The following is a 13966-nucleotide window of genomic DNA, read 5'->3' on the forward strand; positions in this document are numbered from 1 at the left end:
TATGTTACTTACTTCACTCGCCCAGCAGGATCAACATACGTAATTGAAAGCACACGCAAAGTCTCGCAATCGTAAGTAATAGAAGTAATCGAAGCTAAAGCCGTGTGACGAAGAAGCATATTATGTTCAGCGTGGCCGGTTTCCAGTAGGTGTCTATAAGACCAGATTGGCGACTCATGAGTAACTGCAACGATTTGCTCACCCGGATGCTTACGAACCTGCTCGCGCACAAAATCGCCAACTCTAGTGGCAATACTTCTGTAGCTTTCTCCCCAACTTGGCTTCCACAAATTCGCAACAAGCTTCCAATTGTTGTTTTTCCACAGTGCGCCTTCACCGTAACCTATGCGTTTCCCGCGGAAATTATTTCCAGCTTCAATTAAGCGTTTATCTAAAATAATGTCGCTTTCTTGAGATTGCGCAGAATCTTCGTCATAGTGCGCTTTTACATAGGCAGAATCTGCAATATTGCGCAAAGCATTTTCGATTTCACGCGCTGTTTCACGTGTTCGCTCAAGAGGAGACGAATAAATTGCAGTAATTCCGCGCATTTGCGGAACAGTGGCAATATATTTTGCTGTAGCTTGCGCCATTCTCACTCCGCGAGCAGAAAGATGAAATCCAGAAAGACGCTCATACAACACGTGATTTGGATTATCAACTTCTCCATGACGCACAAAATGAATTGTCGTAGCTGGCATTGCGTTCTACTTTCTGTTTAAAAGATTAAATCAATTACTTGCGATTTTTTGTATGATTAAGCGACCACATTCCCAAACGGTGAGCAAAACTCGTATCTTCTTGCGCAACATACCCAGGCTGTTGAGATTTAGTATCATCGAGCAGCCACTTTCGTATAACAAAATTCCACACAGCAACAACAACAGTAGCTACAAGTTTTCCTATATTTGTGCGCAAAACGTATACTGCAGATCCGCGTAAGCTTTCAACCATTCCTAACGTACTAGCCCAAATAATCAAATCATTTATAAGCAAACCTATGACTGCGGAAATAACAAAAATCAGAAGCTCCATCCACTTTGCCATATCTTCACGATGTTTAAAGACGTATTTCATACTGGCAATATAGTTGAAGATAAGTGAAATTACGAAAGAAATCGTACCCGCAACCACATTATTTAAGTGCGCAAGCATTAATAAATTGAGTAGCGCAACGTCAATAATAAGGGCAATAACGCCCACAATTCCAAACTTTACAACCTGTTCAATAAGCTTTTTCATAATATCCATTAAACACGCGGCTGCTAACAAATAACATATAATTGTTACGTAATAAAGCTTACTAAATTTAGCAAAGGAGCGATTATGCCAGTTATTCATACTCATGTTTCTGTAAGCACAACACCTACCCAGCGCGACGCATTAAAAGCTGCTTATGGCAAAGCAATTAGCGCAGTTCCAGGAAAAAGCGAGCATTGGCTCATGTGCCCATTCGAGGACAATATGCCGATTTATTTTGCAGGAGACAATGCTAAGCCTGCAGCTTACGTTGAGGTGAACGTGTTTGGTTCCAGCGTGCCAGGGTCTGCTTGGGAAAAGTTAACTGAGCAGATTATGGCAGCTTTAGAGCGAGAGCTTGGGATTCCACAGGATCGCACTTATATTCGTTACACTGCAACTACTGACTGGGGTTGGAACGGCGGCAACTTCTAGGCGCAAGTCGCAAGCCTCAATTAGCAAGTCGCATAAAATCGCCATATCTTGTTACGTAAAATACGCATCAAAATATGGCGATTATTATGACGTCTACGCGACGCTACAAAACTTTAGGATTGCTCACTAAAATTAGGTTCGTCAACAGTAGACTTAGCGGATACAGCGAAGTCAGCAGGCTCCTTAAACTCAGCATCGCTTGAAGAATAATAATCGTCGCTAGCAACACTGCCTTCAAGATCTGGACCAGCAGCTAGACGAGCCACCTCTTCCATGTCCTTGTTTTCAAATAAAACCATGCGGACATAACCAACAACAAATCCAACAACAGCAGGGCAAACCCAAGCCATGCCAAATTCTGAGAACGGTAGCCAGTTTTGAACAACCACCAACATATCGTTCATATGCAATGCACTGCGTAAAGCTTGTGGCAAACTATTCAAAAAATCATATACCGCTGCAACACCAGTAAAACCAAGCGTCCAAGCGTACACGACTTTGGAATTTCCAAAAAGTCGACCGCACAAAGCCAAAAGAATCAATACGATTGACAGTGGATACAAGAACATCAATACTGGAACTGCATATTCGATGATTGTGCTCAAACCAAAGTTTGCAAGGCCAAACGAAACAAGCGTAATCAACACAGACCAAACGCGATAGCTAGGACCCTTAGGGAATAACTTAGAGAAAGTTTCCGAGCAGCTTACAATTAAACCAACTGCCGTCTTTAAGCATGCAAGAGTAACAGTTGCAGCAAGAACAAGCAAACCAACGTTTCCAAGATGGTAGCGTGCAACTTGCGCCAAAGTTACGCCACCGTTTTCAGCAGGCTTAAACAGTGCACGGCTACGCACACCGACAACAACAATTGCGACGTAAATCAACGCCATAAGCAAGCAGCTAAAGAATCCAGATCGCACAGTATTCACTGCCACATCTTTAGGATCTTTTACGCCAAAGGATCGAATAGTACTAACAACTATAATGCCAAAAGCCAAGCTAGCTAAAGCATCCATTGTATTGTAGCCATCTAAGAATCCTGTAAAGAATGATTCATTAACATACTTCCCTATAGGAGCAGCATCCGCAGAAGCGCCGCTTACAGGAGAAAACAGTGCAGTAAATACCAGAATACCTAAGAAAACCAAGAATATCGGCGTAAGAACTTTACCAACCCATGTAAGTATTCCGCTAGGCTTCATAGCAAAGAAGAATGCTAACGCGAAGAAAACCACAGAGAACAAGAACAAATACAATTGACCGTTTCCGTCTTGTGGAATAACGCGCTCCAAACCAACAGTGTACGAAGTTGTTGCGCAGCGAGGAATTGCAAAGAATGGTCCGATTGTTAAATACAGCACACAAGTAAAGAACATGCCGTATTTTTTGCTCGGCTTACTAGAAAGTTCAAAAAGACCGTTTGCGCGACTCATTGCAAGAGCCGTAACACCAAGCAATGGCAAACCAACGCCAGTAACAATAAAGCCAATTGTTGCAGGCACGAAATTAGTTCCTGCATTAGCTCCAAGGAACACAGGGAAAATCAGGTTTCCTGCGCCAAAGAACATACCAAACAACATGACCGCCACGTACGCGGACTCAATAATGGTCAAGTTCCTTTTTTTCGGGGCACTATCTGTGCTGACACTTTGTGTTGTGACGCTCATGCTTACACCTCCCATAAGGATAAATTTGTATTTACATACTATTCAGCTAAATCTCTTACCTTGTAATTTTGTGGATTTAAAGCAAAAATAATATTAGAGGGTATATTAATAAATTGCATGTACTTAATCGATAGAAACTTATAATTCGTGCGTGTCTCTAATAAAAAATAAAAAAGGACGCTGGCAAGCTACCAACGTCCTATGTAATCAAAAATGCTCTATAGCTTTGCTCTAAATCTTATATAAAATAAGCAAAATCACATCTTTTCTGGAGCAGAAACTCCAAGCAAATCAAGACCAGTTGCAATAACTGTGCGCACAGCAGCGTTAAGCTTTAAGCGAGCTGCAGCACGAGCTGGCTCTGGGCACTTTGCAATGCGCTGAGCTTCACGCTCGGCTTCTGGCAAACGATTTTCAGGGTCAGTTAACTCCATTGGTACAACACGCTCAAGGTTGTACCACTTGTGGTAACTTGCTGCCAAATCCTCAAGGTAATGCGCAACTCTGTGAGGAGCGCGCAAATCGCCAGCTTGAGCCAAAGCAGCAGGCCATTGAGCCAAAGCAGCCAATACTTCGCCGTCAGCCTCGGTATTAAGCAAGCTTAAATCAGCGCCATCTTGCGTAATTCCAGCGTCAGCCGCATTGCGAGCCACATTGCAGCTGCGTGCGTGAGCGTATTGCACGTAGTACACAGGATTATCGTTGCTGTGAGAAGCAAGCAAATCCAAATCAATATCAACGCTTGTGTTGTAGTCGGTGCGAGCAAGCGAGTAGCGCGAAGCGTCAACGCCAATTGCATCAACTAAATCGTCAATCGTAATAACGTTTCCAGCACGCTTGCTCATGCGCACAGGTTTTCCGTCCTTCATAACGTTTACAAGCTGACCAATAAGAATCTGCATGTTTTCGCCCGGCTTGTCGCCAAAAGCCGCGCACATTGCCATCATTCGGCCAATATATCCGTGATGATCCGCGCCGAGCATGTAGATTGCTACGTCTGCAGGATTCTGCTCGCGGTGACGCTTGTTGCGATAGTACGCAATATCAGCAGCAAAGTAAGCGTAGTTTCCGTCGGACTTAATAATTACGCGATCCTTGTCGTCGCCATGCTTAGTGGATTCAAACCAAGTTGCGCCGTCTTTTTCGAAAATATCTCCACGCTCACGCAAGTCTGCAATAGCGCGCTCAACTTCGCCATCCTCGTACAGGCTGTTTTCGTGGAACCACACGTCGAAACTAACACGAAAATCGCGCATAGACTTACGAATTTCCGCAAACATCATTGGAACTGCGCGCTTGCGGAACTCTTCGCGCTGCTCGGAATCGCCTTCGCCAAGAGGCAATCCTTCCTCGTCTTTTCCAAGATCAATTCGCGGCAATGAAAGAACATCAACGCCGTCCGCATTTGCTTCTTTTATAACAGCGTCCGCAATTTCGTTAATATACGCACCTTTGTAACCATCTGCAGGCGTTTCTTCGCCGTGAGCTGCAGCAACTAAAGACTTTGCAAAACGGTTGATTTGCTCGCCATGATCGTTGAAGTAGTATTCACGCACAACTTTTGCGCCGTTCGCTTCCAAAACTCGAGCCATGGAATCACCAACTGCAGCCCAGCGAGTTCCACCAATGTGGATTGGACCAGTTGGGTTTGCGGATACAAACTCAAGATTCAAAGTTTTGCCGCTCAAATGCGTATTCTTGCCAAAAGCCGCACCCTGCTTTAAGACTTCGTCTACGACCGCCGCCGCAGAAGCAGAATCAAGCGTTATGTTAATAAAGCCAGGACCTGCAACTTCTACAGACGCAATACCTTCTGCTTCTTGCAAACGCTCGGCAAAAAGTTCAGCTAAATCGCGAGGCTTTATACCAGCTTTTTTAGCGAGTTGCATAGCAACATTCGTAGCCCAATCGCCGTGTGCGCGATCTTTTGGCCTCATAACTGCAAGTTTTTCGGCAGCAGGAATCAAATCTTCTGTTAGATTGCCAGCTTTACCGCTTGCTACTAAATCTTTAGCAATTTTTTCAATTAATTCACTTAAGCTTTCTGGATTCATGGTTTACAGTCTAGCGTTACCGCGCGATGCTTCGCGATTACAACCCATTGGATTGCATTATTCTGAGTGTAAGGTAATATATGTTTTACATTGGAGATTAAAAATGGTCGCAACAATTACAGGATTAAGAGTACCCTCTAACGTTTTAGATCGTTATGATCAGCTCGCTAAAACCACTCACCGCACCCGTTCATTTTACATGAATCAAGCACTAGAAGCTCAAATTGATGAACTTGAACATGAATATGGTCTAATGGCAGATATTGAAGCATACAAACGTGGAGAATTAGAAACATCCCCACTCGACGACGTGGTGAAGCGCCTTGATTTGGAAGATTAATTTATCTAAAAGAGCTGAAAAACAGCTAGGGAAAATTGACAAAACGATTGCCAAGCAAATCGTTAAGGAGCTTCGCGAAATTAGCAATCTCGACAATCCTCGAATCAGAGACAAGGCACTAACTGGCAACTATTCGGGATTTTGGAGATATAGAGTAAGGGATTACAGAATAATTTGTGCAATTGAAAATAATGTACTGACCGTTTTTGTTGTGGACATTGACCATCGCAGCAGGATTTATAATAAGTGATTATGCTTAGTTTTTAAATACACAAAAAGCGCTGGAGTCGAAGATTGACTTCCAGCGCTTTTGTTTTGCGATTCATTATTTTCGATTACTTGCAACTACTTCTTTTTTGCAGGAGCTTCGCCGAGTTCGCTTTGAGCAACTGAAACGTTTACGTTAGCTGCATCAGATTCTGCAGAATCAGAAGCAGATTCAGATTCAGAAGCAGAAGAATCTCCAGCAACTGCAGCCTTAACAGCGTTAAGCTTTACTTCTCCAGTAACGCGACCAGCTTCAGCAACGTCATCCAAAGTCTCCTCAACAGCCTTGTAAGCGTTTTCTGCAACGTTCAAAGTTACTTGCAAAATAGGAGTCTTCATAGAAACTTTTGCTTCAGACTTAATCTTGCGCAAAGCAGCCAAAGCTTCACCCGCGTAAGCCAAAGTGTCTGCAGAAACTCCGTTTGCAGCAGCCTCATACGCCTTAGCGCATGGCCAGCTAGCACGATGCACGGATCCTTCGCCGTCATGCATCCAGCTCCACACTTCTTCAGTAGCGTAAGGCAAGTAAGGAGCAAGCAAGCGAGCCAAAGCGTCGAGTGCAAGACCAAGAGTTGTACGAGCAGACTTCACAGCAGCTTCACTTGGAGTGCGTCCAGTTGATTCTGCAGTACCATAAGCACGATTCTTTGCAAGCTCAATGTAATCGTCGCAGAACTCCCAGAAGAATGTTTCGATTGCTTCCAAAGCCTTGGAATGCTCGTAAGATTCAAGCGCATCAGTTGCGGTACGAATAACGGATGCGAGCTTTGCCATAACAGAGCGATCCAAAACTTCCGTAACGTCTGCAAAATCCCAATCCGCACTAGCAGGCTCAAGAACCTGATGTTCATCATCTTCGCGACCAATTGCGAGCGCAAACTTCGTAGCATTCAAAAGCTTAATCGCTAAACGTCGACCAATCTTCATTTGACCTTCGTCGTAAGTTGCATCCAAGCCAAGTTTTGCAGAAGTTGCCCAGTAGCGCACAGCATCCGCGCCAAACTCTTCGATTGGTTTATTTGGCACAACCACATTGCCCTTAGATTTAGACATCTTCTTATGGTCAGGATCAAGAATCCAACCAGAAAGCGCAGCATGCTTCCAAGGCAAGCAGCCATTTTCAAGATGCGCACGATCAACCGTACTAAACAGCCAAGTACGAATAATATCTTGACCTTGTGGACGCAAATCCATTGGGAAAGTAGCCTTAAACAAAGCTTGATTTTCCTCACCTGGCTCTTCCCAACGGGTCACAATTTGCGGAGTTAAGGAAGATGTTGCCCAAGTGTCCATAATGTCTTGCTCAGCAGTAAAGCCGTTTGGCTGGTCGCGCTGAGATTCGTCGAATCCTTCTGGAACATCGATAGTTGGGTCGATTGGCAAACGGTCTTCGCTAGGAGTCAAAGGATGCTCGTAATCCACTTCCCCATTTTCGTTTACTGGATACCAAAGTGGGAATGGCACGCCGAAGAAGCGCTGGCGAGAAATAAGCCAGTCACCATTCAATCCATGAACCCAATTCTCGTAGCGCACGCGCATAAAGTCTGGGTGGAAATTAAGCTCCTTGCCGCGCTCAATAAGCTCAGCATTCAACTTTTCGTCCGTGCCACCGTTCTTTAAGTACCACTGACGAGAAGTGACGATTTCCAAAGGCTTATCACCCTTTTCGTAGAAGTTCGTCATACGCTTTGTTGGCTTTGGTTCGCCTTCCATATCTCCAGCTGCTTGCAAAGCTTCAACAATTTCCTTACGAGCAGAGAAAGTGGTTTTACCAGCAATTTTCTCGAACATTTCGCGGCCGGACTCGTCCGTAATCCAATCAGGAGTGGTCATTACAATGCGGCCGTTGCGCTGAATGATTGGTCGAGTTGGAAGATTCAAGTCACGCCACCACTCAACGTCGGTTACATCACCGAAAGTGCAGCACATTGCAATGCCTGCACCCTTGTCCATTTGAGCAGCAGAATGCGCCAAAATTGGAACTTTCACCTTAAACAGTGGAGAATAAACTTCCTGACCAAAGTACTTCTTATAACGCTCATCTTCTGGATTTGCAATCAAAGAGGTGCATGCAGCAAGCAATTCTGGGCGCGTAGTTTCAATATAAATTGGCGTACCATCTTCAAAACGGAACGCAATCTTATGGTAGAAACCAGGATATTCGCGCGATTCAAGCTCAGCCTGAGCAACAGCAGTCTGGAATGTAACATCCCACAAACCTGGAGCATCTTTCTGATACGCTTCTCCGCGAGCAAGATTGCGCAAGAATGCTTTTTGTGCAACTCGGCGAGGCTGCTCACCAATAGTGTGGTAAGTTTGCGACCAGTCCACAGAAAGACCAAGCCTACGCCACAAAGCTTCAAAAAGCTTCTCGTCCTGAGAAGTTAAGCGTTCGCAAAGTTCAATAAAGTTCTGTCGGCTTACAGGAACCTGATCTTTTGCCTCAATCTTCTTACCTTCAGTACCTTCAAAAGGCGGCTTAAAATCAGGGTCATACTTCAACGAAGTATCCACTCTAACGCCGTAATAATTTTGTACTCGGCGCTCTGTTGGCAAGCCGTTATCGTCCCAACCCATTGGGTAGAACACGTCAAAGCCTTGCATGCGCTTATATCGCGCAATGACATCCGTATGCGTGTAAGAGAATACGTGACCTACGTGCAAGTGACCACTAACGGTTGGAGGTGGAGTATCGATAGAATATACGGCCTTACGGTCGCGAGAATTATGGAATGCGTAAGTCTTAGCTTCGTCCCAATTACTACGCCACTTGTCTTCAAGACCATCAACACCAACCTTGTTAGGCAATGGTGTTAAATATGCGTGTTTTACTGCGTTATTATCCTGTTCACTCATGAACTGAATATTAGAAACTCAGCGCGACAACGCAAATCTTACGCTTTTCTATTTCACCACTATGCTCTGCAATGGCAGAAGCTGATCCGTCATATTTTTCGTATAGCCGCTTACATTAGACTTTACAGCCATAATGCTCTTTCGAGCATATAACCAGTGAGCTGCAGCATTATTGCTTACTTCGCGCGCATATGCACGAGCATTTGTCTCATATTCGTTTGCATTCTTAGAATGAACCGCATCGATCCAAGCTTGTTGAGCACGCGCGTCTTGCAAAACGAACGGAGAACCGCTTTCTGCAAACATGCCTTCATCTAAAGTACGATTGCTCGTAGTAAGCGCAAGATCATACTTACCTTCACTAATACGCTTACGCATAGTTTGTTGATCAACTTCTTCAAGATTGACCTTAAAACCGCTCACGGAACTAATCTGTTTTGAAAGCTCGCCCCCAACTCCACCTTCGCCCTGTGGAACAAGAAAATTAATAGTTCCTAAATAGCTTGCGCTAAAGTAATGGAACAAAGGAGCAGCTTTGCCTGGATTATAAGGATACAATCCATTTAAATCTTCATAACCAGTTGAAAGAGGATCAATAGGTCCTCCTACTGGAACACCACCATTGCCATCAGCTGCAAGTACAGTTTGCGCATTCAAAGCGTATCTCGCAGCTTTACGAGCCTGCTCATCGCAGAAAATCGACGAAACTGTTGTATTTATTGCAATAAATCGCACTCTTGTGCTCTGACCCTCTACCATTTGCGTATTAGCAACAGCAGCAAGGCGCTTATTTTCGTTACCTTCAAGCGGAACTGCCATTTGAATATTGCCCTTTTCCATTGCCTCAGCTAGAGCAGTATCGCTATTGAAATATTGCAAAGTAATACTTGCACAAGAAGCAGGGGTTCCCCAATATTTATCGTTGCGAAGTAATACTAAAGAATTGCCTTTATTGTAGTCACTTACAGTGAAAGGACCTGTGCCAAGAGCAGCACTTGCATAGTCGATCATCGATTTTGTGTCATAGACAATGCCAACACGTCCAGCAAGACGACGTAGAAGTAAAGCATCTGGATTATTAAGTGTAATTACTAAAGTGTAATCATCCGGATTATTAACAGTTTTAATATTTGTAAGTGCACTATAACCAGGATAATTATTTGTGATGCCTTGTTTCAAAGATTGTAATACGGAATTTGAAGTCATCTCACTACCGTTAGAGAAATGCACACCTTGACGCAAATTAAAACGATATGTTAAGCCGTCTTTCGAAATATCCCATGACTTCGCGAGACCTGGTTGCAAACTATTATCATCGCCACGTTTAACAAGAGTTTCGTAAACATTACCAATTAAAGCTTGCTGTAAAGCGTCACTGTCGTCGTTTCTAATATCAAGAGATTCAGGAGCAGTACGTAGACCAACTTTTAGCACTGAGTTACTAGCTGGATGCATTATTGCAGCAAAAGGCGAATGACCCTGGTACATTTGCCATCCACACCACAAAATGCCGCTCATTATTACAGACACAACCACAAACACAACCCATGGTATCCAGTCTGCACTAGTACGAGTATGATATGACCTGGAAGCGTGACACGCATATTTGCCTGTTCTTGACATAACCTACAGTCTATATCAATATCTGAATTGGGAACAACACGCTTTAAATAATTGCCGACGGACATGTTGTATTTAAAGGGCATGAAACACATTTTGGATTCCGAGCAGTGCAAATTTTTCTGCCATGCAAAATAAGTCTATGAGAGAGATTAGTCCACTCTTTAGGAGCAAAATAAGCAGTTATTTCGCGCTCAATAGCAACAGGATTTGGACGATTCTGAACCTTACGCCAACCAAGACGACCTGTAACACGTATTACGTGAGTATCTACAGGAAACCCCGGTAATCCAAATGCGTTGCCAAGAACGACATTGGCAGTTTTACGACCAACACCTGGCAACGATATTAAAGCTTCCATATTTGATGGCACTATACCAGAAAAATTATTAAGCAAACATGCAGATAATGAAATAATGTTCTGTGCTTTTACTCTATAAAATCCGAGAGGGTAAATAATTGACTCAACTTGAGATACAGGAGCAGCAGCTAAAGAACTCGCGTTGGGGAAAATAGAAAAGAGTTCAGGCGTCACGATATTCACACGCTTATCTGTAGTTTGCGCGCTTAATACAGTAGCAATTAGTAGCTCAAATGGATTTTTGAAATTTAATGCACACTTAGGTTCCGGTATTTCTTTGCACAATAAATCGTACTCTGCATAAATACGAGCTAATTTCGCTTGTTTTGATTCTCGCATATTAGAACTTTGATAAATCATTATTGCGCAGACTGCTTATCTGCATCATTTTCAGAATCATCTTCAATGCTGCTTTCGGAAATCTCGCTATTCTCATCTGATTCCGAAGGATCGAAGCGATAGCCAACATTACGCACTGTGCCAATCAAATGTTCATATTCAACACCAAGTTTTGCACGGAGCCTACGAATATGGACATCTACAGTACGAGTGCCACCGTAGTAGTCGTAGCCCCATACTTCTTGCAACAAATGAGTGCGAGTAAACACCCTGCGCGGATGCTGCACAAAGTATTTCAGCAATTCAAATTCTTTATAAGCTAAATCAACAGGATGACCATGCAAACTCACTGTGTAGCTACGCATATCTACAACGAGATCTCCAGAACGCATAGTTCCATTGTCTGAATTGAAAGAATCATCAATTTCAGAGCCTTGCGAATGCACAAATAAATCATCAGAAGATCCGTGTTGCAAAGAAGCCAAACGCAAACGACCTTCTACTTCTGCAGGAGAAGCATTAGTCAGCACAACATCAGAAATGTTCCACGAAGGATTTACTACAGTAAAACCACCCTCAGTTATAACTAATATGACAGGAACCGTAATATTTGCAACACGCAGAGAAGAACACATTGATTTAGCGAGAGCTAAATCCTCACGCGCATCAAGCAAAAGAATGGTTTGTGCGGGCAGTTTTGCCAAACTTGATGTATCCAAAGAAAGTAAACGCACTTTATGAGATAACAAAGTAAGTGAAGGTAAAACTGAAGAGGGAGAAGCACACGAAGTCATCAATGTGATATCAGTCATATGATGCCTCCAACAAACAATTGATGTAGTAGCAAATTCAGCCTTTACAGGAATTGTAAACCATACTGCGAAAAATAGCGATAAGCGCAACACTTGCATTTTCCAAAGATAAAAAATATCAACACAATAAAGCGCAGTGCAGGTTATAGGCTACATTAGTAAATAAACAAAGTAATTTGTTAATGTTTTACGGACATATTACGCTTTATAAATATAAAATTACGGCACTAGGGAGTGTGTATGAGCAATGAAACACGTATCTGCAATGACAAGATGCAGAAAAATGATAATTCTTGCGTAAATGTTCAAAAACATACCCGTATACCTAGCATGAACGCATTAGCGATGTTTGTAAGCCAAATTTTTGTTGTAGTACTTCTCGCAATTGCAGCAATATTGCCAATCGCAACAGCAAAAATAACACTTATATTATGCCTTATCATAATGCTTACATTTATAGCGTTGTGGCCACTGCACGGAAATGTAATTGACCGAGCTATTGCATTATGCGCAGGAATTGCTTCTACATGGTTTGCAACCGGAGTATTAAAGGGATGGCTACCAAAAAGCGTCATTATTGATAACGAAACTGTGTCAATGAGTAAGTTCATTGCTGCAATTCACCCTTACGAACGCTGGGCTGTATCTTTTGCTCTAATTCTTGTAGCAGCAACATTTGTAACATTCTTGAGGCAAATGCTGCGCGAGAATCGCACAAATTTAGTACGAAATCTTTCGCACACGCTTACTGCAAGTATTGCTTGTGCAGCACTTCCGGGTTGGCTATTTTTGCCGTCAATTATTAGCTTTATGCCATCGCTTCGCAATTTAGACGGTGGAATACTCGTTATAGTACTGTGCATATTTATGCTAATCGCGCTATCAGGACTTTCATATTTATGGGTTCGCAACAATTATGAAGAATACGAAACTGGAATAGTTTCACACGATATCGCTATTTCTATATTGCCAATAATGCTTTCAGGGATACTCGTGTATATTGCAGGCCTTGGAATGCTAGTAGCTGCTTAAAATTATTAAAAGCGTATGCAACGTTACGTTTTAATTTACTTCTGAAAGCAGCACGCACTTACATAAAAACGTCGAAAACACAGTATGTGTCTTCGACGTTTTATTTATTAACTTTTAATTTTTATTGTTTTACTCATTAAAAGCGAAACTTATTTTTCGCTTTCTTCCAAGCGCTTGCGAGCTGCAACGATCTCCTTCTCAGCCTGCTCAACGCCAGCCCAGAAGTCACCAGGAAGAACTTCCTTACCTGGTTCCAAAGCCTTGTACTGCTCGAAGAAGTGCTTGATTTCAGCCTTGTGATACTCGTTCACGTCATCGATATCCTTGATGTCGTCGAAACGAACGTCCGCTGGAACACACAAAACCTTGTCGTCTCCACCGGCTTCGTCAACCATGTGATACAAGCCAACAGCGCGGCACTCAACAACGCATCCTGGGAACACAGAATTTGGAATCATAACAAGAGCGTCGAGTGGATCGCCATCTTCGCCCAAAGTGCCATCAATATAACCGTAATCATCTGGATAACCCATAGCTGTGAAAAGGGTGCGATCCAAGAATACGCGACCAGTTTCGTGATCCACTTCATACTTGTTCTTAGAACCGCGTGGAATCTCTACCACAACGTTAAAAGTTTCTGCCATATTGGCTCCTTTGATAACTTTAATAACAATTCATATAACTGTTCTATCTCACTTTAGCGCGCACCGACGAACGACAGCAATAGAGCATATAAAACAAAATTTTGTTAACAAATTTCGTTAAATAATAAACGTTTTGTATCACTTACAGAAGTAGCATAAAATCACATATTTCTAACACATCCTAGGCATAGCAACAAGACACGCTTTAAGCTATAAAAGTGTCTCAATACACAGTTACTATTGCTACGTTTTACACACGATATGTTGCATACATACCAGTATGGTTACCGAAGCGTA

General features: G+C 42.9%; 13 protein-coding genes. 4 read left to right on the top strand and 9 right to left on the bottom strand.

Going from position 1 to position 13966, the window contains the following annotated elements; all coding sequences use genetic code 11:
- Positions 1-8 precede the first annotated feature (8 nt).
- Together HXT48_RS06470 and HXT48_RS06475 are read right to left on the bottom strand one after the other, a co-directional pair.
- Entirely contained in the window at positions 9-701 is a 693-nt protein-coding gene (locus HXT48_RS06470; protein ID WP_064622125.1) for a histidine phosphatase family protein, read from the bottom strand.
- A 34-nt stretch (positions 702-735) separates the two neighbouring features.
- The gene (locus HXT48_RS06475) at positions 736-1242 is read right to left on the bottom strand and encodes a GtrA family protein (protein WP_064622127.1); all 507 of its coding nucleotides are present in this window, start codon (positions 1240-1242) and stop codon (positions 736-738) included.
- A gap of 84 nt (positions 1243-1326) precedes the next feature.
- On the opposite strand from HXT48_RS06475, the gene HXT48_RS06480 reads away from it, so the two are divergent.
- Positions 1327-1674, top strand: coding sequence for a phenylpyruvate tautomerase MIF-related protein (locus HXT48_RS06480; protein WP_064622123.1), 348 nt, complete (start codon positions 1327-1329; stop codon positions 1672-1674).
- A gap of 113 nt (positions 1675-1787) precedes the next feature.
- On the opposite strand, the gene brnQ is transcribed toward HXT48_RS06480, so the two are convergent.
- Together brnQ and argS are read right to left on the bottom strand one after the other, a co-directional pair.
- Entirely contained in the window at positions 1788-3344 is a 1557-nt protein-coding gene (gene brnQ, locus HXT48_RS06485) for a branched-chain amino acid transport system II carrier protein (RefSeq protein WP_102704518.1), read from the bottom strand.
- Between the two features lie 257 nt (positions 3345-3601).
- On the bottom strand, positions 3602-5398 hold the full coding sequence (gene argS / locus HXT48_RS06490) for an arginine--tRNA ligase (protein WP_421793040.1): 1797 nt from the start codon (positions 5396-5398) through the stop codon (positions 3602-3604).
- Positions 5399-5501: 103 nt separating this feature from the next.
- Between argS and relB the strand changes: the two genes are divergently transcribed.
- Both relB and HXT48_RS06500 read left to right on the top strand, forming a co-directional pair.
- Complete coding sequence (gene relB / locus HXT48_RS06495) at positions 5502-5738, top strand: type II toxin-antitoxin system RelB family antitoxin (protein ID WP_041160461.1); 237 nt, start codon at positions 5502-5504, stop codon at positions 5736-5738.
- Positions 5722-5988 carry a type II toxin-antitoxin system RelE family toxin gene (locus HXT48_RS06500; protein WP_288231012.1) on the top strand — a complete coding sequence of 89 codons (267 nt, stop codon included), beginning with the start codon at positions 5722-5724 and terminating at the stop codon, positions 5986-5988. Before relB ends, HXT48_RS06500 begins: the two co-directional genes overlap by 17 nt.
- A gap of 95 nt (positions 5989-6083) precedes the next feature.
- On the opposite strand, the gene valS is transcribed toward HXT48_RS06500, so the two are convergent.
- The 4 genes from valS to HXT48_RS06520 all read right to left on the bottom strand — a co-directional run bounded on the left by valS (position 6084) and on the right by HXT48_RS06520 (position 11993).
- Entirely contained in the window at positions 6084-8861 is a 2778-nt protein-coding gene (gene valS / locus HXT48_RS06505; protein WP_004109807.1) for a valine--tRNA ligase, read from the bottom strand.
- A 48-nt stretch (positions 8862-8909) separates the two neighbouring features.
- Positions 8910-10397 (bottom strand): ABC transporter substrate-binding protein, encoded by a 1488-nt coding sequence (locus HXT48_RS06510; protein ID WP_421793211.1) that lies wholly within the window; start codon positions 10395-10397, stop codon positions 8910-8912.
- A gap of 130 nt (positions 10398-10527) precedes the next feature.
- Positions 10528-11202, bottom strand: a complete 675-nt coding sequence (gene nth, locus HXT48_RS06515; RefSeq protein ID WP_004109815.1) for an endonuclease III — start codon at positions 11200-11202, stop codon at positions 10528-10530.
- Positions 11202-11993, bottom strand: a complete 792-nt coding sequence (locus tag HXT48_RS06520; RefSeq protein WP_033888627.1) for a response regulator transcription factor — start codon at positions 11991-11993, stop codon at positions 11202-11204. The genes nth and HXT48_RS06520 overlap by 1 nt, the downstream gene beginning before the upstream one ends.
- A gap of 240 nt (positions 11994-12233) precedes the next feature.
- Between HXT48_RS06520 and HXT48_RS06525 the strand changes: the two genes are divergently transcribed.
- A complete protein-coding gene (locus HXT48_RS06525) occupies positions 12234-13025 on the top strand; it encodes a hypothetical protein (protein ID WP_004109821.1) in 792 nt (263 codons plus the stop codon).
- A 149-nt stretch (positions 13026-13174) separates the two neighbouring features.
- Here the strand turns inward: HXT48_RS06525 and HXT48_RS06530 are convergent, their stop codons facing one another.
- Positions 13175-13669 (bottom strand): inorganic diphosphatase, encoded by a 495-nt coding sequence (locus tag HXT48_RS06530; protein WP_004105658.1) that lies wholly within the window; start codon positions 13667-13669, stop codon positions 13175-13177.
- Positions 13670-13966 lie beyond the last annotated feature (297 nt).

The sequence above is a fragment of the Gardnerella sp. KA00127 genome (genome assembly GCF_049244125.1).
Lineage (GTDB): Bacteria > Actinomycetota > Actinomycetes > Actinomycetales > Bifidobacteriaceae > Bifidobacterium > Bifidobacterium swidsinskii.